Genomic DNA, 24,087 nt, shown 5'->3' with positions numbered 1-24,087 from the left:
GAGCCCGGCGGTCTCCCGCGATTGTCACGCGACAATCGCGTACACAAAACGCCTGCCATGGTTTGCAGGATTATTGATCGAAAGCAGGAACGAAGCATATGAGCGAACAAGTCAAACTGGAAGGCAAATGCCCCTTCGGTGGCGACCGCATCGGCGGCGCCGTCGGCTCGGGCACGACGCTGGAAGACTGGTGGCCCAACCGGCTCCAAGTGGAACTGTTGCACCAGGACCCGCAGGAAGCCGATCCGCTGGATCCCGATTTCGACTACGCCGCGGCGTTCAGCAAACTCGACCTCAATCAGGTCAAGGCCGACATCAAGGCATTGCTGACCTCCTCGCAGCCGTGGTGGCCCTCCGACTATGGCAATTACGGCCCGCAGATGATCCGTATGGCCTGGCATGCGGCCGGCACCTATCGCATTGCCGACGGTCGGGGCGGCACCGCGCAGGCGATGCAGCGTTTCGCCCCGATCAACTCGTGGGAAGACAACGGCAACATCGATAAATCCCGTCGCCTGCTGTGGCCGATCAAGAAGAAATACGGCAAGTCCCTATCCTGGGGCGATCTGATGGTACTCACGGGCAACTGCGCCCTTGAGATCATGGGTTTCAAGACCTTCGGATTCGGCGGCGGCCGTATCGACGCCTGGGAGCCGGATCGCGCCACCTACTGGGGGCCGGAAACGGAAATGCTCGGTCGCGATCGCTGGGAAGGCCAGCCCGACGAAGAGCACTATGATCTCGAAAACCCGATGGGCAACTCCCAGTTCGGCCTGATCTACGTGAACCCGGAAGGTCCGGCCTCCAATAATGTCCCGGAACACTCCGCGCGCGAGATCCGCCAGACATTCGGCCGCATGGCCATGAACGACGAAGAAACCGTCGCCCTGATCGCCGGTGGCCATGCCTTCGGCAAGTCCCACGGTGCCGTCTCCCCGGAAAACGTCGGCCCCGCACCGGAAGCGGCGCCGATGGAAGCCCAGGGCCTGGGCTGGATGAACAAGGCCGGTACCGGCTTCGCCGAATACACCATGACCAACGGCATCGAGGGTTCCTGGACACCGCGGCCGACAAACTGGGACAACGACTACCTGACCAACCTGTTCAAATACGAATGGGAGCAGACCAAGGCACCGTCGGGCGCGACCCAGTGGAAACCCACCGACGACAGCGCGCCAAAAACGCCGGACGCCCACAAGTCGGGGGTCGAGCATCCGTTGATGATGATGACCTCGGACATCGCGCTGAAGGTGGATCCCTCATATCGCAAGATCTGCGAAAAATTCCTCGCAGACTTCGACTACTTCGCCGATGCTTTCGCGCGTGCCTGGTTCAAGCTGACCCACCGCGACATGGGCCCGAAGACCCGCTATCTGGGCCCGGAAGTGCCGGCGGAAGATCTGGTCTGGCAGGATCCGACCCCCGCCCGCGATCATGACCTGATCGACAGCAACGACATCGACCACCTGAAGACCCGGATTCTCGATTCCGGTCTGGCGGTCTCCGAGCTTGTCGGGGTGGCCTGGGGTTCGGCCTCGTCCCACCGCACCTCCGACAAGCGCGGCGGCGCCGATGGCGCCCGCATCCGTCTCGCGCCCATGAAGGACTGGGAAGTCAACAACCCGGCCGAGATCAAAAAGGTTGTGGAGAAGCTGGAAGGCATCAAGGCCGACTTCGACGGTGCACAGTCGGGCAACAAGCAGGTTTCCGTTGCCGATCTGATCGTGCTGGGCGGCTGTGCCGCGGTCGAGAAGGCGGCCAGGGACGCCGGGGTCGACGTCACCGTGCCGTTCACGCCGGGCCGTACCGATGCCACCGACGCGCAGACCGATGCGCAGAGCTTCGATTGGTTGCGCCCGGTCTCGGATGGCTTTCGCAACTTCCAGGACAGCAATGTCCGCTACAACGTGACGCCGGAGCGGATCTTTCTGGACCGCGCCGACCTGCTCGGCCTGAGCGCGCCGGAGTGGACCGTACTCACGGGCGGCCTGCGCGTACTGGACATCAACACCGGCGGTTCCAAGGACGGCGTGTTCACCGACCGTCCGGGCGTGCTGTCCAACGACTTCTTCACCAATCTGACCACGATGGACTACTACTGGCACAAGACTGACGAGGACGGCATGGCGTTCGAACTGCGTCGTCGTGACGACGACACGACGAAGTTCACCGCCACGCGCTGCGACCTGGTCTTTGGCGCCAACAGCCAGCTGCGCCAGATCTCGGAAGTCTATGCGTCCGACGACGGTCACGAAAAAATGGTGCGTGACTTCGTCAAGGCGTGGCACAAGGTGATGATGCTCGATCGCTTCGACGTCGCTGCCTGAGCCATGGCGGCCGATTCGATTCCGGCGGACCGGTTTCGAATCGGTCGGCTTGCCCACGGCGCTTCGCGCGAAGCGCCGACAACCCAGGCCGATCGCTACTGACGCCAACCGCGTTTAGCACGACCGATGCGGTCCCGCGGCGTCCCGGGGCTTCGTACAAGACCCCGACCCATCCGGCTTCCGCCCGAGCGGCGGAGCCGGATTCTTGATTGCGCGTGCCAGCCGCGCGCCGACGCCCCGTTTTCCTGCCGCCACATCCGTGCGACCGGCGTGTCGTGCATGCGGGCGCCGCCCACCGGGCCGGTTGCCGCATACCCGCCGATTCGCGAAGTTTTGCCCTACCGGCGCGTCGCGTCCGGGTCCCGATCTTCGGCCACGGCGAGCGCCGGGTCGATGCCGTGGCGGTGCCGCCATCGATCCCATGCCCGCAGCCAGAACGTGCCCGAGACAACGCCCGGGACCGGCCCGAGATCGGGCGCCACGGGGCGCGATGGCGTGGCATAACGCGTCACGCCCCGGCCCCTCGCCGGCCCACGGAGCGCGGATAAAACAACTCGGGCCTGCCGGGCACCATCCCAGCCCGGCAATACACGGCGCCCATCGAGCGACGCCGCCGCGCCCGTGATCTGCACCGACGCCGCGTGCGGACTCGCCAGCCGACGGTCGACCCGCAGGCCGGGACCGTATGTCGGCAGGTTCATCGCCAGCACCAGTGGATCGGGCTCGGCCGGCCCGGCACAGATGACGTGATCGGCACGGAATCGCCGGCCATCGCGGCATTCAACACAGCACGCGGCCAAGCCGCTGGCAGTCGCGCCCGGGATCACATCGACACCGACCCAGGCCAGGCGGCGCAACGCCGCCCGCGTGGTCCGGCTGTAGTCTCGCCCCGGCCACAACAGTGTCACCGAGGCCACGCGGCAATCGCCGGCCGTTGCCGCCACGCCGCCGGCAACCTCCAACGCCGACCGCGACCCGCCCGCGATCACGATCGAAGTACGCGTCCCGGCGTCCAGCGCGGCCCGAAGCGCAATCAGCTGCATGGCCGAATGCCCGGACGAGATGCGGGGACAACCGGGCCGCTCATGCGAGGCCCAGGCCGGCAGTCGGCGCGTCCCCGTGTTCAGGCTGAGACGGTGGTAACGCATCATCCGCCCGTCCGCCAGCCACAGCCGGCCATGGGTCGGTTGGCAACCGATCGCCCGGCTCGTGATGACCTGTGTCGCCGAAGGCGGCGACCAGCGCAGCCGATGCGGCGACACGGCTCCCGCGAGCATGGCCGCAGTGGCCCCGCCATATCGGCCGTCGTGCGGCGCGACCACGGTCACGCCAAACGTCTCGCCCGAGCCCCGGAGGTGGCTCAGCAGATGCCGGTGGGTTTCGCCGAGACCGACCAGAACGAGATCGTGTATGGCACCAGGCGGGCTTCGCTCGGGCCGCACCGCTCAGCTTCTGCTGGCCAGTTGCTGCGCTTGCGGCGGCGGAATCTTCAGCGTCTGCCCAGCCTGCAGCCTGTTGCTGTTCATGTCGTTGTAGCGACGCAGCGCCGGCACGCTGACCCCGTATGTCTGCGCGATCTGCGAAAGCGTGTCGCCGCGTTTAACACGATGCTGCTGGTCGGCGGCGATGTAGGTCGACGGCCGGTAGCTCGCGAAATACCCCTTGATGCCGCGCAGCATGGCCGCGGCCAGTCCGTTCTGATAGCCCGCACGCGCCAGCCGGTGTTCGGTCGCGCGATTGGAGATGAAGTTGGTCTCGACCAGAATCGACGGAATATCGGGTGATTTCAGGACCATGAAGCCGGCCTGCTGCACCCGGCTCTTGTGCAGCGAGCCGAGATCATCGAGCTGGGCCAGCACACGCTGACCGGCATCCATGCTGGCCTCGATGCTCTGGCTTTGCGACAGATCCAGCACGAACGACGCCAGACTGGAGTTCTTGTCCTTGAGGCTGACGCCGCCGACCATATCGGCACTGTTTTCACGCCGCGCCAGCCAACGCGCATGCTCGCTCGTGGCGCCGTGCGGCGAAAGCGCATAGACCGAGGCACCGGTCGCCCCGCCGCCCGCGGGCGAGGCGTCGCAGTGGATCGAGATAAAGAAATCGGCCTTGTCCCGGCGCGCGATCACCATACGCTGACGCAGGCCGACGTAGTAATCGCCACGGCGGGTGAGTACCGCCCGCATGTGCGGTTGATCGTCGACCATGCGCTTGAGCCGCCGCGCGATCGCCAGCGTGACATTCTTCTCCAGCAGCCCGTCCGGACCGTGGGCGCCGGGGTCCTTGCCGCCGTGCCCGGGATCGATCGCGACCACGATATCGCGAGCCCGCGCGCCCTCGGGAAGCGCGCGCGAGCCGTCACCGGAGGCAGCCTGACCGGCGTTTGAATCCGCCCGCGCCGACGACGACGCCTGGGCCATGGCCGCAGCCGATTTGTCGGCGGTTGTCTGGCTGTCATCGCCGGCCGCCAGCTCGCCGCTCGCAGCCGCGCCATCGCCATTGCCATCTGCCAGCAGCGACGCCGGCGTGCCGTTGCTCGGATAGAGATCGAGCACCAGTCGATAACGCCGCCCGTTCGAGGGCGACAGCATGAAACTCCGGGCCTGCACCCGGGCCGACAGGTCGAGCACGACCCGCACCCCCGTGCCCTTGTGCACGCCGGTGCGGATCTCGTCGATCAGGCCGCTGCCCCGCGCCTGGCCGGCGACAGACCCCGTACTGCGCGTATGCGGAAGATCGATCACCAACCGCAGCGGATGATCGACCATGAAGATGTTGGGCGCGGTATCGGCAGACAGATCGAACACGACCCGCGTTTTGTTCGACGTCGCCGACATGCGGGCGTCGCGCAACTGCGCGACCTGCGCCGCCGCCGGCAACGCCAGCACGAGCAAACCGAAAAAAAACAGCCGTTGCACGCTACGGATCATGTGTCACCCCGTCTCCCCTACAGGGTTCGCGAGAGAACCGTCTTCCAGAGATTATCGAGCGCGATCACCCGCGGCAACTTTTTTGGCAGCAAAAACAGCACCTAGCGCGCGGATTCTGGCTATCCACTTGAATTATGTGCGCGATCTGAATTCGTATAGTGTCGCCACGACTCGCCGACCCGCGGCTGAATGGGCCTGAAGATGCGCGGATCGGCCCTCGCCGCGGTATTCGAGCGTGATGTCGATATCCGGTGCCGGCAGGAACCCGGCGCCGCGATCCGCCCACTCCACCAATACCAGGTCGGCCTCGATACAGATGTCGCGAATGCCGAGAAATTCCAACTCTTCCGGGTCGCCCAGGCGATACAGGTCCAGATGATGCAGCCGCCGCCCGGGCAGATCGTAGGGCTCGATCAACGTATAGCTCGGCGATACCACCGGCCCGGTGTGGCCGAGCGCCTGGATGGTCGCGCGTGCGAGCGCAGTCTTGCCGGCACCCAGTTCTCCCGCCAGCGTGACCACCGCGCCCTGGGCGTGTACCGCGAGCGCCTGCGCCAGCTGCCGGCCCAGGCGATCGGTGTCGGCCGGCGTGGGCAGGGCGACGTTCACGGGCGCTGCGGATTGGCCTGGCGTCGTATGCAGGGCAATAGATCGGTCGGCAACAGACCGCGCTCGCCGTCGCCAACGGCGGCCTCGTCGCCCGCCAGCGCGTGGACATAAACACCGAACACAGCGGCCTCGGCCAGCGTCATGCCCTGGGCCGCGAAACCGGCGATCACGCCGGTGAGCAAATCGCCCATGCCGCCTACGGCCATGCCGGGATTACCCTGGGTACACAGCCAGAGCTCATCGGGGGTGGCGATGAGCGTACCCGCGCCCTTGAGCGCCACCACCGCGCGGTAACGCTCGGCCAGACGCCGCGCCGCCTGGACCCGGTCGGCGACCACATCGGCCGTCGACCAGCCCAGCAGGCGGGCCGCTTCGCCCGGGTGCGGCGTAAGAATCCAGTGTTCGCGTTCGACAGGGGCGGCTGCCAGGCGATTGAGCGCATCGGCATCGACCACCAGCGGCCGATCCGAGTCGAGCGCGCGCCGCCACAGCGCATCGCCCCAGTCACCGCGCCCCAGGCCCGGCCCGATCGCGATCAGCGACGCCGCCGCGATCAGCGCATCCAGACGCGAAACTGCGTCGGCCGTACCCGGATCGTCGGGCAGGCCCTGGCACATCAACTCCGGGCGCGCCTGGCTCATCGCGCCCGCGTGATCGTGATGACAGGCCACGCTGACCAGCCCGGCCCCGGCCCGCAGCGCCGACTCGGCCGACATGCGGATCGCCCCGCCCATGCCACGCCCGCCGCCGACGCACAGCACATGGCCATTGTCGCCCTTGTGCGCGCCGCGCGGCCGCGCCGGCAACACATGCCGCAGATCGCGATGCGTGATGCGCCGGGCCACATGCGGCTGGCCCTCGTAGAGCGCATCCGGCGCGCCAAGATCGTCGAAGGCCAGCTCACCGCAGTGCGCCGCGCCGTCACCGGTCAGCAGGCCCAGCTTGAGGCCGATGAATGTGACCGTGGTGTCGGCCACCACCGCCCGCCCCCAGGTGCGCCCGGTGCCGGCATCCACGCCCGAGGCGATATCGATGGCCAGCACCCCGACGCCCCGGCCCGACGCTTCGTTGATGCGATCAATGGCCTGGGCCATGGGCCCGGTGACCTCGCGGTTCAAGCCGGTGCCGAACAGGGCATCGACCATCAGGTCGGCCTGAATCGGCTCATCGACGAAATCGCGGATCTCGCCGCCGGCCTCGCGATAGGTCTCGAACGCGCGGGCCGCATCGCCACGGGCCTTCGCCAGATCCAGCGGTGCGACCAGCGTCACCCGCCACCCGGCCGCCATCGCCTGGCACGCAACCAACGCGCCGTCACCGCCGTTGTTGCCCGGCCCACAGAACACGACCAGCCGCCCCGGCATGGGCCAGTTCTGGGCCAGTTCGTTGTAGGCCGCGCGCGCGGCGCGCTCCATCAGGGCAAACCCGTCCACCCCGAATTCGTTGATGAAGCGCGTATCCAGGGCTCTGAGCTGGTCGGCGTCATAGACCAGGTTCGGCAGATAATCGCTGGTTTCGGTCATACGGAATCCGGGTCGGGGATCAGCGGTTCCAGGCGCGGCGCACGCGGGCCACGAGTGCTGCGGTCGAGCCATCGTGCGCGGCGGCGCGCGGCTGTTCCCCCAGTTCGTCGACGATCTGCCCGGCCATGGTCTTGCCGAGCTCCACGCCCCACTGATCGAAGCTGTTGACGTTCCAGATGATGCCCTGCACGAACACCTTGTGTTCGTAGGCGGCGATCAGGGCCCCGAGGTGATGCGCGTCGAGCGCATCGAGCACCAGCATGTTGCTGGGCCGGTTGCCGTCGAACCGGCGCGCCGCCAGCCGGTGTTCGAGCGCGTCGCCCGTCAGCCCCTGGGCTTCGAGCTCGGCCCGCAGTGCATCGCTGTCGCGACCGCACATCAGGGCTTCGGCCTGGGCGATACAGTTGGCCACCCGTTCGCGCTCCCGCGCATCGCCAGCCGCCTCAGGCGACGACAGCGGCAGCACGAAGTCCAGGTCCACCGCCGGATCGCCTTGATGCAGCATCTGGAAATAAGCGTGTTGCGCATTGGTGCCCACGCTGCCCCAGATGGTCGGCACGGTGGAAACCGTGGCCGGCTTGCCTTCGCGCGTCACCGACTTGCCGTTGGATTCCATCTCCAGCTGCTGGAGAAACGCCGGCAGCGAGGCCAGACGCTGGGCATAGGGCACCACGCAGTGGCTCTTCAAGCCCAGGAAATTGTTGTTCCAGATACCGGCCAGCGCCAGCATCGCGGGCAGATTGTCCGCCAGCGGTGCAGTACGGAAGTGCTCGTCCATGGCATGGGCGCCGGCCAGCAGTGCTTCGAACTGCTCAGGGCCGGCCGCAAGCAGGATCGACAGGCCGACCGCGGACCATAGCGAGTAGCGACCGCCGACCCAGTCCCAGAAACCGAACATGCGCTCGATGCCGAACTCGGACACGGCCTCGGCGTTGGTGGACACGGCCACGAAATGCTTGGCGATATCGCCCTCGCCCGCGCCGGCATCGACCAGCCACTGACGCGCCACACGCGCATTGGCCAGTGTTTCGGCGGTGCCGAAGGATTTGGATGTCACGATCACCAGCGTGGTGGCCGGGTTGAGGCCGGCCAGCGTGTCGTCGAGATCGGCCGGGTCGACGTTGGCCACGAAATGCGGCCGTGGCCCATCGCCTTCATACAGCGCTTCACAGATCAGGCGCGGGCCCAGATCGGAGCCGCCGATGCCGATGTTGAGCACATCGGTGATCGGCTGGCCGGAGAAGCCGGTCCAGCGGCCGCTGCGGACCTCATCCGCGAACCCGGCCATGGCGCGACGGACATCGTGAACCGCGTCATCCATCGGCGCATCGTCGGGCGCGCGCAACGCGACGTGCCAGGCGGCCCTGTTCTCGCTGGTGTTGATGGCCCGCCCGGCGAACATGTCCTCGCGCGCCTGCGGCACGCCCTGCGCCTCGGCGAGTTCGAGCAGGGCCGCGCGCACGTCGTCGTCCATGCGCTGTTTGGAGTAATCCAGCGTCACACCGGCCGCGGCCACGCTATAGCGCGAAGCGCGCGCCGCGTCGGCCGCGAACAGATCCAGCATCTGCTGGCTCGCATTCTTCGCCGCCAGGGCGACGAGGTTCTTCCAACCGGGTTGGTCGAGGGGGTCGGACATCGATTCCAGCCTTTGCGCCGTTCGGCGCGCGTCAGACGATACGAAAAGGGGCAACGACATGCGTGCCAATCATCGAGACTAGCTAAAAACGTCCGCCTCAGCCAGGGCGGGCCGGCTGCCGGATCAGACCGATACGCCCATGTTGTCGATCAGGCGTGTCCGCCCGAGATGCCCGGCGGCGAGTACGCGAAAATCCGTCGTATCGGGCTCGGGCGGACCGAGATCGGCGGCACGGATCTCGAAGTAATCGGGCTCGAAGCCGCCATCGACGAGCTGGGCCCAGCCACGGGCTTCCAGCGCGCGGAAATCGCGCTGCCCGGCGGCCAGTCGCTCGGCGACGTCCGTGATCGCCGCCGACAGGGTCAGGGCCTGGCGACGCTGGGTGTTGTCCAGATAATGGTTGCGCGAGGAGTACGCCAGCCCGTCATCGTCACGCACGGTCGGCACGCCCTCGACCGCCACGTCCATGCACAGATCGGCGACCATGCGCTTGATCACGGCAAGCTGCTGGTAGTCCTTTTCGCCGAAGAAGGCCGCATCGGGATGCACGATATTGAACAGCTTGTTCACCACCGTGGCCACGCCGCGGAAGTGCCCAGGCCGGCTGCGCCCGCACAGGATCTCGGTGATGCCCGAGACCTCCACCGTCGTGGCACTGTCGCCGTCCGGATACATTTCGTCGACGCCGGGCACGAACACGGCGTCGGCGCCGGCATGGACGAGCGCCGCGCGATCGGCATCGAAGGTGCGCGGATAGCTCGCCAGATCCTCGTTCGGCCCGAATTGCAGCGGATTGACGAAGATGCTCGCGATCACCCGGTCGCAGCGCGCGCGCGCCGCGGCCACCAGGGCCAGATGGCCGGCGTGGAGGTTGCCCATGGTCGGTACCAGGCCGACCGTCTCGGAGCCGGCACGCCACTGGCGCACCGCATCGATGGTATTGAGGACTTGCATGGACGATCCCATCCCGGGAACCTATTTGAAACCGTGTTCCGGCGCCGGGTAGCGGCAGTCCTTGACCGCGGCGACATAGTCGGCGGTGGCGGTATCCAGGCCATCCGCATCCTGCATGAAGTTCTTCACGAAACGCGGCTTCTTGCCCGGCGACAGCCCGAGGATGTCGTAGATCACCAGGATCTGGCCGTCGGTATCCGGCCCGGCGCCGATACCGATGACCGGCACCCCCGCCTCGGCCGTGATCCGCGCGGCCAGCGACGACGGCACGCACTCCAGCAGCAACAGATCGGCACCGGCCTGTTCCAGGCGTTTGGCATCGCGGCACATGGCCGCGGCCGCAGCCTCGTCGCGCCCCTGGACCTTGAACCCGCCCAGCTTGTGCACCAACTGCGGGCGCAGGCCGAGATGCGCACACACCGGCACGCCGTAGGTGGCCAGATGCTCGATGGTGTCGGCGATCTCGGCGCCGCCCTCGATCTTGACCATCTTGGCGTCGCCCTCGGCCATCAGCCGGTGGGCGCCGGCCAGCGCGGCGTGCTTGGTGGCATAGGACAGAAACGGCAGATCGGTCATCAGGAAGGCCCGTTCCAGGCCGGCCGCGGTGATGCGGCTGTGATAGACCATGTCGTCCATCGACACGCCGACCGTAGTCGTCGCGCCCTGGATCACCATGCCGAGGCTGTCGCCGACCAACACCACGTCGACGCCCGAGCGATCCTCGAGTGCGGCGAAACTGGCGTCATAGGCCGTCAGGCAGGCGATTTTCTCGCCCTCGGCCTTCATCGTTGCCAGATCGCCGAGCGTCAACGGTTTGCGGATCTGCTGCTGCAGATGCGGATAAGGACTGGTATTCATGGCGCGGACTATAGCATCGGCACCTATGCCTGCGGCAGGGATTGCACCGTCATGGGGCGTTCCAGCGCGGCGAGCACGGCCCGGTAATCGGCGTCGTTGCCGACCAGATCCATGGCCTCGGCATCCACGCGAACCAGGGGCGTGGCGTCGTAGGTCGCGAAATGCGCGCGATACGCCGATACCACACGGGCAAGGTAATCCCGTTCCAGATTCGCTTCCGCCGGCCGCCCCCGCCTGGCGATGCGCGCCATGAGCGTGTCGAGCGGCGCATCCAGATAGATCACACAGTCCGGCCGCGGCGCCTGCCAGGCCAGCCGGGCGTAAATATCCTCGTACAACGCCAGTTCCGGGCCGGACAACGTCAACCGGGCGAACAACGGATCCTTGTCGAACATGAAGTCGGCGACGCAGCCGCCGCCGAACAAGTCCGACTGGCGCAGCGAATCGACCTGGCGGGCGCGCTGCAGCAAAAAGAACAACTGGGCCGGCAAGGCATGTGCCGCCGGATTGTCATAGAAATCGCCGAGAAACGGGTTGTCGTCCGGGGCCTCGTCGAGCAGTCCGGCGTCCAGATCCGCCGCCAGCCGGCCGGCCAGCGTCGACTTGCCGACACCGATGGGGCCTTCGATGGCGATATAGCGCCCGGCTTTCATCGCGTTGTTGGCCACGGTTGCACATCGTCGCAGGGCACGTCCCGCAGGCAATCTATGACGCGGCCATGCGCACCGAGCACGAGCGCCGGCGCGATCTCGGCCAGCGGCACCAGTACAAAGGCGCGCTGGTGGGCGCGCGGATGCGGCAGGATCAGATCCGCGGCGTCGAGCCGGCGCTCGTCGTAGGCGAGGATATCCAGGTCGAGCGTGCGCGGGCCCCAGCGCACATCGCGCACTCGATCGTGTGCGGCCTCGATCGCCTGCAGCGCCTGCAACAAGGCGCGCGGCGCCAGAGCCGTGGCCAGCGCGGCGGCGGCATTGCAGAACATGGGTTGACCGGCCGGGCCGCCCACCGGTGCGGTGCGATAGAACGACGACACCGCAAGCACCGCCACGCCCGGGGTCGCGCCCAGCGCGTCGAGCGCGCGCTCAAGCTGGCCCGCCGGATCATCCAGATTACTGCCGAGGCCGATCCAGGCGACATGCCGGCCGGCCGGCCGAGTCACGACGAATCGGCCGCCGCGGACTTGCGCGGGCGACCGCCGCGACGCTTGCGTCGGCGCGCCCCGGCGCCCGACGCCGGCTTGGGCGTGGATGGATCGTCCTGCATCACGGTCCACCATTCGGCCAGTTCCGGCTCGACTTCGCCGACCTCGGCCCGTAGCAGCAGAAAATCGTAGGCCGCACGAAACCGCGGATGCGGGATCAGGCGCTCGGGATGGCGCCCGCGAATCTTGTGAAAGCGCGGCTGCAGCTGCCAGATCTCGCGCATGGGGATGGAAAACCGCTTGGGAATCGCCACGCGCTGGATCTGTCGCGAGACCACCTGCGACTGGGCGCTCGCCAGCGCCGGCGCCGGCGGCATGCCCTCTCGCTCGAGATTGGCCGCGGCTTCACGCACGGCCGGCCAGAGCAGCGCGGCGAAGATAAACGCCGGCGTGACCGGCTTGCCCGCTTCGATGCGCGCCGCCGTGTTGGCAATCGCTTTTTCGATCAACGCCTCGCTGGCCGCGCCCGCCGGCGATTCGATCACCGCCATGGTGTCGGCGAACAGCGGGCGCAGCAGATCATAGTGACGCAGCATGCGATAGACCTTGGGGCCCGACGGATGCATGAGCAGCTTGAGCACTTCGTCGAACATGCGCGCCGACGGCACGTCGGACAGCAACTCGATCATGTCGGCCGGCGGCTCGGCCGCCGGGTCGAGCGCCAGATCCAGCTTGGCCGCGATGCGTACCGCGCGAATCATGCGTACCGGATCTTCACGGTAGCGCACACGCGCCTCGCCGATCAGCCGCAGGCGGCGTGCCTCGATGTCGGCCAGGCCATCCACGTAGTCGTAGATGCAATAGTCGGCGATATCCAGATACAGGCCGTTGACGGCGAAATCGCGCCGGCGCGCATCCTCGGCGATCGAGCCGAACACATTGTCGCGCAGCACCCGCCCGGCGTCGTCGAGTTCGCGCGCATCCTCGGTGTCGGCATTGGCCGGATCGGCACGGAAGGTGGAAACCTCGACGATCTCGCGCCCGAAGCGCACATGACAGATCTGGAAACGGCGCCCGATCAGTCGCGCCTTGCGGCCGAACACCTCGACCACCGCCTCCGGCTCCGCATCCGTGGAGACGTCGAAATCCTTGGGTGCCACACCCAGCAGGAGGTCGCGTACCGCGCCGCCCACAAGGCAGGCGCGGTAGCCCGCCGCGTGCAGTCCGTCGAGCACGGACAACGCCGCCTCGCTGATGTCGCCACGCGTGATGCCGTGCTCGTCCGGCTCGACCTTTCTTACTTCGTTAATGAATCTGCCCCAGTGCGCTCAATGGTTCATTCGATGCGTTCAGGATCCGGCGTGTCATGGTAGACCGCGCCAACGACCGCATGCCCGCCGGACCAGACGTGGCGAGCCTAACGCAATGAGTTTACATGAGCGAGCTGCAACGCTGAATTGTGCGCCCGCCTCGGCTGCGCGCGACAGCCGCGCGCGACGCCCCCGTGCCAAGTATCGGCCGGGGCGGTAACGTATGCCGCAGCACACGGCGCGGCGCTTTTGCGGGCGCCATTCGACTCCTGCAGGGACTGCCCATGGATCATCGCGACTATGTCCGCCACGACGCAACCGCTCTCGCCGACTTGATCGCGCGCGGCGAGGTGTCTGCCACCGAGGTCGTTTCGGCCGCGCGCCACCGCCTGGAGGCCGTCGACCCCACACTCAACTGTGTGGTTCGCCGTATGGACGAGATCGCCGACCAGCGCGCGCTGGCCACGGTATCCGGCCCGTTTGCGCAGGTACCTTTCCTGATCAAGGACCTGTTCCAGAACTATGCCGGCATACCCACCACCTATGGCAACGCGGCACTCAAGCGCGTCGGCTACAAGCCGCCGGTGCATGCCGAGGTCGTGCGACGATTCATCGCCGCGGGGGTCAATATCCTCGGCAAGACCAACACCCCGGAGTTCGGCGCCAAGGGCATCACCGAACCCGAAGCTAACGGGCCGACGCGCAATCCCTGGAATCCCGACCATACGCCCGGCGGTTCCTCGGGTGGGTCGGCCGCCGCGGTCGCAGCCGGCGTGGTGCCGATGGCCGGCGCCAACGACGGCGGCGGCTCGATTCGAATACCGGCCGCCTGCTGTGGTTTGTTCGGCCTCAAGCCTGGCCGGGCCCGCGTGCCGGGCGGCCCCGACCATACCGACATGATGCACGGCGCCGCCGTGGATCATGTGATCAGCCGCTCCGTGCGCGACAGCGCGGCCATGCTCGACGCCATCGCCGGCTACGAACCGGGGGCGATCGTGCGGATCGAAGGCCCGCCGATGCCCTATCGGCAGGCCATCGAGCGCGACCCCGGGCGATTGCGGATCGGCGTGATGGACAGCTCGCCACTGGGCCACCCGCTGCATCCCGAAGTCGACACGGCCCTGACCCGGACCATCCAATGCCTGACCGATCTGGGCCACGACGTCGAGCCGGCCGCCCCCGAGCTTGACGGCGCCCGGCTGTGCCAGGATTTTCTATCCATGTGGTTCGTGCAGATGGCGCGCGTGGTGGACGAGGTGCGCGCGTTGACCGGGGCCCGCGCCAGTGAATTCGAACTCGACACACGCGCGATGGCCCATCTCGGCCGCAGCCTGTCAGCGGTCGAGTACAGCCGGCTGCACGGTCGCTGGCTGGGCTACCGCCAGGCGCTGGCCGCCTTTCATGCCGATTACGACCTGCTGCTCACGCCCACCCTGGCCAGCCCGCCGGTGGCGATCGGCGAACTGGCCACGCCGGGCTGGCAACACGCCGCCCTCAGACCCCTGCTGCACATGCCCAGCGCCCGGGCGTTGCTGGCCTCGGGTATCGTCGACCGGATGGCGCACGAGAACCTGCGCCATGTACCGTTTACCCAGCTCGCCAACCTGACCGGCACGCCCGCCATGTCCGTGCCGCTGCATGTCAGCGACGCCGGCCTGCCGATCGGCAGCCAGTTCGTCGGCCCGCCCGGCGGCGAGATGCTGCTGTTCCAGCTCGCCGCCCAGATCGAGCGGGCCGCGCCCTGGTTCGACCGGCTGCCCCGGATCGCCGGCATCGACCCCTGATCGGCGACATCAGTTCAGCCGGTGCATCCAGTACCCGGTGCCCCCGGCCAGCAGGACAGTCGGCAGACTGGCCGCGATCCAGGGCGGAATCCCATAGACCGGCCCGGTCGAAGCCACGATCTCGTTGACCAGAAAGAACAACAGGCCGGTCAGGCCGCCCATGAACAGCCGCTGCCCGGCACTGGCGCTGCGCAGCGAGCCAAAGGCGAACGGCAAGGCGAAAATCACCAGCACCCAGACGGTGAACGGCGTGACGATGTTGCGCCAGAGCGCGAGTTTGTAGTCGTCCGCGTTGATATCATTGGCGTCGAGGTAGTTGATGTACTGCCACAAGCCGTAGGACGACAATTCGTCCGGCTGGGTGACCGCAAGCTCGAGCGTCTCCGGCTTGATCGCGATCGGCAGCGACATCTGCGGCGGGGATTCGGTCCGGCTGTGCCGCAACGCCAGATGCGTGATCCGCGGCTGATCGATGATCAGGTTCTGTCCGTCGACATGGGCCCGATCGGCCGCGACCGCCAGTTGCAGCTGGCCGTCGCCGTTCAAACGATAGACATCGAGCCCCTGGATGCGTCCGCCCGGCAACACCGAGTCGATGCGCAGGACATAGCCGCTGCTGCGCAGCCACAAGCCGTTGTCGACCGAGCGCCCCGCTTCGCCGTGGCGGGCCTTGTCGCGCAGCATGGTCGCATTCTGCACTCCGATCGGCGCCGCCAGCTCGCCGAGCACGACCGTGATCACGGCCAGGATGAAACCGGCGATCCCCACCGATACCGCCAGCCGCTTCATCGACACACCGGCGCTACGAATCACCACCAGCTCGCTGCCGGCCGCCAACGCCCCCAGCGCCAGCAGCGCGCCGAGCAGCGAGACCACCGGCATTACGAAGGCAAGCCGCTCGGGCAACATCAGCACGCACCAGACCAGGATCTTGGCCAATCCCCAGCTGCCCTGCCCGATGTTGTCCACTTCGCCGATGAACAGCATCAGCGACAGCAGCGCGGCGATCACCGCCACCACCATGCCGGTTGCAGCCAGGATGGTGCGCGCGATGTAGCGATCGATGATCCGGATCATGCCGCGCCCCCGACGCGCCGCCGTGGCCAGCCGCTTTCACGCGCAATCAGGGTCATGGCGATGGCGAACACCACACCATGCACCCACCATTCGCCGATGACGGGCGGCAGCAGGCCGCTCTCGATCGCCTGACCGGACAACCGTACGAGATTGAGATAAATCACGAAGAACAGAATGCCCACGATCACGCGCCCGTAACGCCCTGCCCGCGGCGGCACCCGGCCGATGGGCAACGCGATCAGCGCCAGGATGAAAATCGACAATGGCACGGAAATCCGCGTCTGCCACTTGGAAATCGCCTTGCCCCGGTCGCTCTGCATCAGGGCGAGTGTGGACTTGGCGTCATAGTCGTTGTCCTTGAGCGCGCGCGCCGGCGACAGGCGGATGCCGTGCTTGTCGAAATGAATGATGCGATAGTCCGCATCGCCCGGCACCCCTTCGTAGCGCCACCCGTCGGAGAGCACCAGGGTGACCGCGTGCTGGTCATTGACGCTCTGCCGCGCCGTGCTGGCCGTTACGATCGTCTGGCGATCGCGCCCCTCGTGTTTCGACAGTACGCGCACGAACACGTGGTGCAGCCGGCCCTGGGCGTCGCGGCTCTCGGCGTAGAACGACACCCGGCCGCCGTCGAAGCTGGCAAAACGCCCCGGCGTAACCGACTGCACCGCGTTGGCCGCGGTCTGCGCGCCCAGTCGATTGATCTCGCGCTGCGCATGCGGCGCGACGATAATCGACATCGTGCCCGCAAACAGGGCAATCAGTGTGGCGACCGTTATAAACGGACGGTAGATCACCGCAAGGCCCACGCCGCCAGCCATGAGCGCGGCCATCTCGTTATCTCGGCACAACCGGCCGACTACGAGCATGATGGCCAGCAGGACCGAAATAGGCATCACGATATCGAGGTTGCTCACCACGCTGAGCGCGGCCAGCGTGGCGACCGTGTCCACCGGCACCTGGCCGGCCGCGGCATCGCCGATGTAGCGCGACAACCCGATCCCGAGGGTCAGGAATACGAGCACCGCGCTAATGACGAGCCAGGTTCTGGCGGTCTCCCCGAACAGGTACCTGAAAATCACACTAGGCATGAATGGCCAAACTCGGACGACAGAGGGAATGTTTCATTTGGCAGCGATGAGCACGTCGGGGATGATTTTTTCGAAAATTTATGTAGACTTCCCGCTTTCGAATCATTTGGTCGGGCCCTAAGCGCTTCATTTGCAGGTTCACGGAACGGTTGAGGCGCACCACCACAACTCAGGATTATCGGCTTTGCAGGAGCAACGCATGGAATATCTCGTAAAAAGCGGCAGCCCCGAAAAACAGCGGGTCGGCTGTGTAATCGTCGGTATCTTCGACCGCCGCAAGCCTTCCACGCAAGCCGAGGCTCTGGACGTGGCAAGCGGCGGGCTCATCGCCTCCGTCATGCGGCGCGGCGACATGGACGGCAAGCTTGGGCAGACCACGCTGCTGCACGGTATGGAGGATCTGTTCTGCGATCGTATCCTGCTGGTGGGATGCGGCAAGGAACGCGATTTCAATGCGCGCGCCTACCAGAAGGCCTGCGCAGCCGCCGCCGCCGAACTCGACACCATGGGCGGTGTCGATGCGGCCTTTTACCTCACCGAACTCAACGTGCGCGGTCGCGACGACTTCGGCTGGAGCGTCAAGCAGGCCCTGCTCACCGTCGAGGACGCGTTCTATCGCTTCGAGGCCTGCAAGGGCCCCAGCTTCGAGAAGCACACCCGCAAGCTTTCGCGCCTGGTGTTCCAGGTACCGCGCCGCTCCGATCTGCCGGCGGCCGAGCGCGGCGTGAACGAAGGCGTGGCCACGGCCAACGGCGTGAAAATGGCCAAGGATCTGGCCAATATGCCGGGCAACATCTGCACGCCGACCTATCTCGCCGAACAGGCCACTGCGCTGTCCGAGCGCAGCCACGGCGTTAAAACGCAGGTGCTCGAGGAAGCCGACATGGAAGCGCTCGGCATGGGCGCGCTGCTGGGTGTGTCGCGTGGCTCGAGCCAGCCGGCCAAGTTCATCGTCATGGAGTACATGAACGGCGCCAAGAGCGACAAGCCGACGGTGCTGGTCGGCAAGGGCGTGACCTTCGATGCCGGCGGCATCAGCCTCAAGCCGGGCGCGGCCATGGACGAGATGAAGTACGACATGGGCGGCGCGGCGAGCGTGTTCGGGGCGATGGAGGCCGCCGTCGAGCTGGAGCTGCCGATCAATCTGGTGGGCGTGATCGCCGCCACCGAGAACCTGCCGGACGGCAACGCCTACAAGCCGGGCGACATCCTGACCAGCATGTCCGGGCAGACCATCGAGATCCTCAACACCGACGCCGAGGGCCGTCTGGCGCTGGCCGACGCGCTGACCTATGTCGAGCGCAATTACGACGCCGACGCCGTGGTGGACATGGCCACGCTGACCGGCGCAGCGGTGATCGCGCTGGGCCATCACGCCTCGGCGCTGTACGGCAACAACAGCCCGCTACGCCGCGCCCTGCGTGATGCCGGCGAAACGGTCGGCGATCGCGCCTGGCCCATGCCGCTGTGGGAGGATTACCAGTCGGATCTGGATTCCAACTTCGCCGACATGGCCAACGTCGGCGGCCGCGCCGGCGGCTCGATCACCGCAGCGAGCTTCCTGCATCGCTTTGCACGCAAGCTGCGCTGGGCGCATCTGGACATCGCCGGCACGGCCTGGAAATCGGGCAAGGAAAAAGGCGCGACCGGCCGCCCGGTGGGCCTGCTCACGCAGTACCTGATCGACCGCGCACAACAGGGCTGACGGAACGCGGACACACCTGATGACCGAAGTCTTCTTCTACATTCTGGAAGACGGCGCCGCGGATGCCGCGGCGCAATTCGCCTGCCGGCTCACCGAGAAGGCACACAGCGAAGGCCATCGGGTGTTCATCCACGTCGCGGACGCCGAACAGGCGAACGCGCTCGATGAGCTGCTCTGGCGATTCCGCCAGGGCAGTTTCGTCCCGCATGTCACGGCCGAAGCGCTGGAAGCGGACGATGATCTCACGCCGGTGGTCATCGGCACCGGCGAACCTCCCGTCGGCTTCGACGATATGCTGATCAACGTCGGCGGCGAGGTCGGCGGCTTCTTTTCGCGTTTCGCCCGCCACAACGAAGTCGTTGGCCCCGAGGCGATGGCCGCTGCACGCCGGCAATACCGTTTTTTCAAGGATCGTGGCTACCCGTTGACCACGCACAAGATCGCGGCCCGTTGAGCGCGCCACGCGTTGCCCGCGCGCGGTCTTGGAACACGTCGCCCGCGCCCGCAAACTGGGCGGTCAAGCCGCCGCACGAATCGATAAAGAGATCTTCCATGGCCGAGATGGACAAGACCTTCGACCCCCACGCGATCGAAGCCCGCTGGTATCCCGTGTGGGAGGAGCGCGGTTATTTCGCGCCCGACATGAACGCATCCGGCGAACCATTCTGCGTCATGCTGCCGCCGCCCAACGTCACCGGGCGACTGCACATGGGCCATGCCCTGGACGATACCCTCCAGGATGCCTTGACCCGCTATCACCGCATGCGGGGCGTACCCACACTGTGGCAGCCAGGCACCGACCACGCAGGCATCGCCACCCAGATGCTGGTCGAGCGCCAGGTCGAGGCCGAGGGCAGCTCGCGCCATGCCATGGGTCGCGAGGCCTTCGTCGACCGTATCTGGCAGTGGAAGGCCGAATCCGGCGGCCACATCACGACCCAGATGCGGCGCCTGGGCGCCTCGGTCGACTGGTCGCGCGAGCGCTTCACCATGGACGAGGGCCTGTCCGAAGCAGTGCGCAAGGTCTTCATCGATCTGTACGACAAGGGCCTGATCTATCGCGGCCAGCGGCTGGTCAACTGGGACCCGGTGCTGCACACGGCGATCTCCGACCTCGAGGTCGAGAACGTCGAGGTCGACGGCCACATGTGGCATTTCAAGTATCCGCTGGAAGGCGGCGCCACCTACGAATATGTCGAGACCGACGCCGAGGGCCACGAGACCTTCCGCGAAACGCGCGACTACATCTCGATTGCCACCACCCGCCCGGAAACCATGCTCGGCGACGGCGCGATCGCCGTGCATCCGGACGACAAGCGCTACGCGCCGATCGTGGGCCTGCGCTGCGAGATTCCAGTCGGGCCGAAGGCCCAGCGCCGCCTGATCCCGATCATCACCGACGACTATCCGGACCCGGACTTCGGCTCCGGCGCGGTCAAGATCACCGGCGCCCACGACTTCAACGACTATGAAGTCGCCAAGCGCAACCAGATCCCGATGTATCGGCTGATGGACGAATCGGCCGCCCTGCGGGCGGACGGCGCGCCCTACGCCGACGCCGCCGCCCAGGCCGCCGGGATCGTGGCTTCGGGCGAGGCGCCGGACGCGATGACGATCGACGCCATCAATCTGGTGCCCGACGAATATCGCGGCCTGAATCGTTTCGAAGCGCGCCGCCGGATCGTCGAAGCCATCGATGCCGAAGACTTGATGATCGCCGCCGAGGACAAGAAGATCATGCAGCCCTACGGCGATCGTTCGGGCGACGTGATCGAGCCGATGCTCACCAACCAGTGGTTCGTCGACGCCAAAACGCTAGCCAGGCCGGCGATCGAGGCCGTCGAGGACGGGCGCATCCGCTTCATCCCCGACAACTGGTCCAAGACCTACTTCGAGTGGATGCGCAACATCCAGGACTGGTGCATCTCGCGCCAGCTCTGGTGGGGCCATCGCATTCCGGCCTGGTACGACGAGGCCGGCAATGTCTACGTCGGCGCGAGTGAAGCCGATGTGCGCAACAAGCACGGCCTCGCCGAGGACGTGGCGCTCAGCCAGGACGAGGACGTGCTCGACACCTGGTTCTCGTCCGCCCTGTGGCCGTTCTCCACGCTCGGCTGGCCGGAGCAGACCGACGCACTTGCCACCTTCTACCCGACCAACGTCCTGGTCACCGGCTTCGACATCATCTTCTTCTGGGTCGCCCGGATGATCATGATGGGCCTGGAGTTCATGGACGACGTCCCCTTCCGCGAGGTCTACATCCACGGCCTGGTGCGCGATTCGGAGGGTGCGAAGATGTCCAAGTCCAAGGGCAACGTGCTCGATCCGATCGACCTGATCGACGGCATCGACCTGGAATCGCTGGTCGCCAAGCGCACCTCGGGCATGATGCAGCCGGCCAAGGCCGCGAAAGTAGCCCAAGCCACGCGCGCCGAATATCCGAACGGCATCGCCGCCTACGGCACCGATGCCCTGCGCTTCACCTTCGCGGCACTGGCCTCCTACGGCCGCGACATCCGCTTCGATCTCGGCCGCGTCGAGGGTTATCGCAACTTCTGCAACAAGCTCTGGAACGCCGCGCGCTTCGCGCTCATGCAGGTGCCCGACGACTTCGTCCCGGCCGACGACGAAAACATCGAGTTGTCGATGGCCGACCGCTGGATCGTGTCGCGCCTGCAGCGGCTCGAAGCCGACATGGCCACACATTTCGACAGCTATCGCTTCGATCTGGCGGCCAATGCCATCCACGATTTCATCTGGCACCACTTCTGCGACTGGTATCTGGAGCTGATCAAGCCGGTGCTGTCGGGCGATGCGTCGGATGCCGCCAAGGCCGGCACCCGCCGTACGCTGGTGCGTACGCTGGAAACCACGCTGCGCCTGCTGCACCCGTTGATGCCGTTCATCACCGAGGAGATCTGGCAACGCGTGGCGCCGCTCGCGCGCGGCCGCGCGCTCGCCGCCGCGGGGGAAAGCATTTCCGTGCAGCCCTACCCGGCCGCCGATGACTCGCGCATCGACGCCAACGCCGAGGCCGACATCGAATGGCTGAAGAAAGTCATCAACGGCCTGCGCACGATCCGCGGCGAAATGGATATCGCGCCGCGCCAGAAGATTCCGCTAATGGTCGCCAACGCCAGTGCGACCGATCGCGAGCGCCTCGCCGCGCACCGTGCTGCCATCGATTTCCTGGCTGGCGTGGCATCGATCGACGAACGGCCCGCCGCGGAGATTCCCGAATCCGCCGTGGCACTGGTCGGCGACATGCAGCTGCGCGTGCCGCTGGCCGGGCTGATCGACACCGAGGCCGAACTGGCCCGGCTCGACAAGCGCCTGGCCAAGCTGGAAAAGGACCTGAACGGCGTTCGTGGCCGCCTGGCCAGCGACTCGTTCGTTGCCAAGGCGCCGGCCGAGGTGGTGGACAAGACGCGCGCCCAGGCTGAGGAACTCGAGCGCGAACACGTCGAACTCACCGAGCAGCGCGGGCGCATCGCCGCACTGTAGGCGCGCGCCCGGGCGCGCCGACGGCTTGCCTGCGCGACATCCGGCACCACATCACAATCAATGAGGAGAGCGCCGGCCCCGACGTCGGCCGGCGTGCCGAACGAGGTTGACCATGGCCGCACGACTGTTACTGCTGTTCATCATCGCGCCGATCGTCGAGTTGTATCTGCTGGTCAAGATCGGCGGCATCATCGGCGTGATTCCAACCATTGCCCTGGTGCTGCTGACCGCCCTCATCGGCAGCCAGCTGGTACGGCGGCAGGGACTGGGCGTGATGAACCGTATCCGCGCGGCCCAGGCGCGCGGCGAGGCCCCGGCCCTGCCGATGCTCGACGGCGCGGCCCTGCTTCTGGCCGGTTTCTTCCTGCTCACGCCCGGCTTCATATCGGACGCGCTCGGTTTTCTGCTGCTCATTCCGCAACTGCGCATGCGATTGGCGAAAAACCTGCTATCACGCTTCGTGATTCTCACCCCGGGCGGCGGCGGATTTGGCCGCGGCCCGTTCGGCGGCGGTGCCGACGACGGCACGATCGAAGGCGAATACCAGCGCAAGTCCGGTCGCGCGGACGGCGCGCGCCACGACAACCGGCTCGACCGCGACGACTGATCCGCCAGCGCACCTGGATGTCTTTCGGGCGCGGCTTCGATAGTCTGGTGAGCCAGTCACCATCTCCGATGCAAGCATGTCGTCCCGACCGCCCCTACAGCCGGATGCAACGGAGCGCGCGGCCATCGCCGGCGCCCTCGATCGTGCGCGCCGCGCCATCGGCCAGCGGCTGTACGACAAGGATCATGCGATTCGACTGGCACTCGCCTGTCTGCTGGCCGATGGCCACCTGCTGATCGAGGATATTCCGGGCGTGGGCAAGACCACGCTGGCACACGGACTGGCGGATGCGCTGGGCCTGGCATTCTCGCGCATCCAGTTCGTCTCCGATCTGCTGCCGAGCGATATTCTCGGCGTATCGGTGTTCGACCGGAACGAGGCCGAATTCGTGTTCCGGCCCGGCCCGATCTTCGCGGAACTGGTGCTGGCCGATGAGATCAACCGCGCCAGCCCGCGCACCCAGAGCGCATTGCTGGAAGCCATGGCCGAACGCCAGGTCACCATCGAAGGCATGACCCACCGGCTCGAGGCGCCCTTCAACGTGCTGGCCACCCAGAACCCGGCGGATCACAGTGGCACATTCAACCTGCCGGATTCGCAGCTCGATCGTTTTCTCATGCGGATCGATCTCGGCTACCCCTCGCGGATGGCCGAGCGCCGGCTGCTCGCGGGCGGCGTGTCCCGGGCCGACGCCTCGCATGACCGGCTGGCGCCGGTCGCTGGACCGGGCGACCTGATCGCCTGGCAGCGCGCGGCCGCGGCCACCATCGTGCGCGATCCGCTGCTCGATTACCTGCAGGCCCTGATCGAGCACAGCCGTAGCGCGAGTGCATGCGAGCGCGGGCTGTCGCCGCGCGGCGGGCTCGCGCTGCGGCGCGCGGCCCAGGCCTGGGCGTTGATCGATGGCCGCGACCATGTGCTGCCCGAAGACGTCCAAGCCGTGCTGCCGGCGGTGGTCGATCATCGCCTCACCTTGCGCGAGCGCGACGCCGGCAAACCCTCCGCGTATCTGCTGGCCCGCGTCGACGTATAAC

19 protein-coding genes are annotated in these 24,087 nt (G+C 66.8%); 7 read left to right on the top strand and 12 right to left on the bottom strand.

Annotated elements, in window-relative coordinates:
- The first annotated feature begins 98 nt into the window (after positions 1-98).
- On the top strand, positions 99-2,327 hold the full coding sequence (gene katG, locus SALB1_RS13370) for a catalase/peroxidase HPI (protein ID WP_109994315.1): 2,229 nt from the start codon (positions 99-101) through the stop codon (positions 2,325-2,327).
- A 338-nt stretch (positions 2,328-2,665) separates the two neighbouring features.
- On the opposite strand, the gene SALB1_RS13365 is transcribed toward katG, so the two are convergent.
- The 10 genes from SALB1_RS13365 to pcnB form a co-directional block, all read right to left on the bottom strand.
- Positions 2,666-3,769, bottom strand: a complete 1,104-nt coding sequence (locus SALB1_RS13365) for a hypothetical protein (RefSeq protein WP_109994314.1) — start codon at positions 3,767-3,769, stop codon at positions 2,666-2,668.
- 3 nt (positions 3,770-3,772) lie between these two features.
- A complete protein-coding gene (locus SALB1_RS13360; protein ID WP_109994313.1) occupies positions 3,773-5,257 on the bottom strand; it encodes an N-acetylmuramoyl-L-alanine amidase in 1,485 nt (494 codons plus the stop codon).
- A gap of 132 nt (positions 5,258-5,389) precedes the next feature.
- Positions 5,390-5,866, bottom strand: coding sequence for a tRNA (adenosine(37)-N6)-threonylcarbamoyltransferase complex ATPase subunit type 1 TsaE (gene tsaE / locus SALB1_RS13355; protein ID WP_109994312.1), 477 nt, complete (start codon positions 5,864-5,866; stop codon positions 5,390-5,392).
- On the bottom strand, positions 5,863-7,389 hold the full coding sequence (locus SALB1_RS13350) for an NAD(P)H-hydrate dehydratase (RefSeq protein WP_109994311.1): 1,527 nt from the start codon (positions 7,387-7,389) through the stop codon (positions 5,863-5,865). Before SALB1_RS13350 ends, tsaE begins: the two co-directional genes overlap by 4 nt.
- A gap of 19 nt (positions 7,390-7,408) precedes the next feature.
- Entirely contained in the window at positions 7,409-9,025 is a 1,617-nt protein-coding gene (gene pgi, locus SALB1_RS13345) for a glucose-6-phosphate isomerase (RefSeq protein WP_109994310.1), read from the bottom strand.
- A 123-nt stretch (positions 9,026-9,148) separates the two neighbouring features.
- Positions 9,149-9,979, bottom strand: a complete 831-nt coding sequence (gene panC / locus SALB1_RS13340; protein ID WP_109994309.1) for a pantoate--beta-alanine ligase — start codon at positions 9,977-9,979, stop codon at positions 9,149-9,151.
- Positions 9,980-10,000: 21 nt separating this feature from the next.
- Positions 10,001-10,837, bottom strand: coding sequence for a 3-methyl-2-oxobutanoate hydroxymethyltransferase (gene panB / locus SALB1_RS13335; protein WP_109994308.1), 837 nt, complete (start codon positions 10,835-10,837; stop codon positions 10,001-10,003).
- Between the two features lie 23 nt (positions 10,838-10,860).
- Positions 10,861-11,505, bottom strand: coding sequence for a deoxynucleoside kinase (locus SALB1_RS13330; protein ID WP_199678808.1), 645 nt, complete (start codon positions 11,503-11,505; stop codon positions 10,861-10,863).
- A complete protein-coding gene (folK, locus tag SALB1_RS13325) occupies positions 11,487-11,996 on the bottom strand; it encodes a 2-amino-4-hydroxy-6-hydroxymethyldihydropteridine diphosphokinase (protein WP_109994307.1) in 510 nt (169 codons plus the stop codon). Before folK ends, SALB1_RS13330 begins: the two co-directional genes overlap by 19 nt.
- Positions 11,993-13,213, bottom strand: coding sequence for a polynucleotide adenylyltransferase PcnB (gene pcnB / locus SALB1_RS13320; protein ID WP_255414564.1), 1,221 nt, complete (start codon positions 13,211-13,213; stop codon positions 11,993-11,995). The genes folK and pcnB overlap by 4 nt, the downstream gene beginning before the upstream one ends.
- A gap of 359 nt (positions 13,214-13,572) precedes the next feature.
- Between pcnB and SALB1_RS13315 the strand changes: the two genes are divergently transcribed.
- A complete protein-coding gene (locus SALB1_RS13315) occupies positions 13,573-15,072 on the top strand; it encodes an amidase (protein ID WP_109994305.1) in 1,500 nt (499 codons plus the stop codon).
- Between the two features lie 9 nt (positions 15,073-15,081).
- On the opposite strand, the gene lptG is transcribed toward SALB1_RS13315, so the two are convergent.
- Together lptG and lptF are read right to left on the bottom strand one after the other, a co-directional pair.
- On the bottom strand, positions 15,082-16,149 hold the full coding sequence (gene lptG, locus SALB1_RS13310) for an LPS export ABC transporter permease LptG (protein WP_109994304.1): 1,068 nt from the start codon (positions 16,147-16,149) through the stop codon (positions 15,082-15,084).
- Complete coding sequence (gene lptF / locus SALB1_RS13305) at positions 16,146-17,237, bottom strand: LPS export ABC transporter permease LptF (RefSeq protein ID WP_109994303.1); 1,092 nt, start codon at positions 17,235-17,237, stop codon at positions 16,146-16,148. The genes lptG and lptF overlap by 4 nt, the downstream gene beginning before the upstream one ends.
- 199 nt (positions 17,238-17,436) lie before the next feature.
- On the opposite strand from lptF, the gene SALB1_RS13300 reads away from it, so the two are divergent.
- The 5 genes from SALB1_RS13300 (at position 17,437) to SALB1_RS13280 (ending at position 24,086) form a co-directional block, all read left to right on the top strand.
- Complete coding sequence (locus SALB1_RS13300) at positions 17,437-18,942, top strand: leucyl aminopeptidase (RefSeq protein WP_109994302.1); 1,506 nt, start codon at positions 17,437-17,439, stop codon at positions 18,940-18,942.
- A 19-nt stretch (positions 18,943-18,961) separates the two neighbouring features.
- Positions 18,962-19,396: a DNA polymerase III subunit chi gene (locus SALB1_RS13295; protein ID WP_109994301.1), complete on the top strand. Its 435-nt coding sequence runs from the start codon at positions 18,962-18,964 to the stop codon at positions 19,394-19,396.
- A 107-nt stretch (positions 19,397-19,503) separates the two neighbouring features.
- Entirely contained in the window at positions 19,504-22,446 is a 2,943-nt protein-coding gene (locus tag SALB1_RS13290) for a valine--tRNA ligase (RefSeq protein WP_109995439.1), read from the top strand.
- Between the two features lie 112 nt (positions 22,447-22,558).
- On the top strand, positions 22,559-23,053 hold the full coding sequence (locus tag SALB1_RS13285; protein ID WP_109994300.1) for an FxsA family protein: 495 nt from the start codon (positions 22,559-22,561) through the stop codon (positions 23,051-23,053).
- A 124-nt stretch (positions 23,054-23,177) separates the two neighbouring features.
- Positions 23,178-24,086, top strand: coding sequence for an AAA family ATPase (locus SALB1_RS13280; RefSeq protein ID WP_370453258.1), 909 nt, complete (start codon positions 23,178-23,180; stop codon positions 24,084-24,086).
- The last annotated feature ends 1 nt before the right edge of the window (position 24,087 follow it).

It is taken from the genome of Salinisphaera sp. LB1 (assembly GCF_003177035.1).
Lineage (GTDB): Bacteria > Pseudomonadota > Gammaproteobacteria > Nevskiales > Salinisphaeraceae > Salinisphaera.
Note: the sequence above shows the minus strand (reverse complement) of the source record. Positions and strands in the feature narration are given on the sequence as shown.

Excerpts from the sequence above, each read along its gene's own strand:
- katG (WP_109994315.1), top strand. The coding sequence starts at position 99 with ATGAGCGAACAAGTCAAACTGGAAGGCAAATGCCCCTTCGGTGGCGAC.
- SALB1_RS13290 (WP_109995439.1), top strand. The coding sequence starts at position 19,504 with ATGGACAAGACCTTCGACCCCCACGCGATCGAAGCCCGCTGGTATCCC.
- SALB1_RS13300 (WP_109994302.1), top strand. The coding sequence starts at position 17,437 with ATGGAATATCTCGTAAAAAGCGGCAGCCCCGAAAAACAGCGGGTCGGC.
- SALB1_RS13315 (WP_109994305.1), top strand. The coding sequence starts at position 13,573 with ATGGATCATCGCGACTATGTCCGCCACGACGCAACCGCTCTCGCCGAC.
- panC (WP_109994309.1), bottom strand. The coding sequence starts at position 9,979 with ATGCAAGTCCTCAATACCATCGATGCGGTGCGCCAGTGGCGTGCCGGC.
- SALB1_RS13360 (WP_109994313.1), bottom strand. The coding sequence starts at position 5,257 with ATGATCCGTAGCGTGCAACGGCTGTTTTTTTTCGGTTTGCTCGTGCTG.
- SALB1_RS13285 (WP_109994300.1), top strand. The coding sequence starts at position 22,559 with ATGGCCGCACGACTGTTACTGCTGTTCATCATCGCGCCGATCGTCGAG.
- SALB1_RS13295 (WP_109994301.1), top strand. The coding sequence starts at position 18,962 with ATGACCGAAGTCTTCTTCTACATTCTGGAAGACGGCGCCGCGGATGCC.
- lptF (WP_109994303.1), bottom strand. The coding sequence starts at position 17,237 with ATGCCTAGTGTGATTTTCAGGTACCTGTTCGGGGAGACCGCCAGAACC.
- SALB1_RS13350 (WP_109994311.1), bottom strand. The coding sequence starts at position 7,389 with ATGACCGAAACCAGCGATTATCTGCCGAACCTGGTCTATGACGCCGAC.
- lptG (WP_109994304.1), bottom strand. The coding sequence starts at position 16,149 with ATGATCCGGATCATCGATCGCTACATCGCGCGCACCATCCTGGCTGCA.
- pgi (WP_109994310.1), bottom strand. The coding sequence starts at position 9,025 with ATGTCCGACCCCCTCGACCAACCCGGTTGGAAGAACCTCGTCGCCCTG.
- panB (WP_109994308.1), bottom strand. The coding sequence starts at position 10,837 with ATGAATACCAGTCCTTATCCGCATCTGCAGCAGCAGATCCGCAAACCG.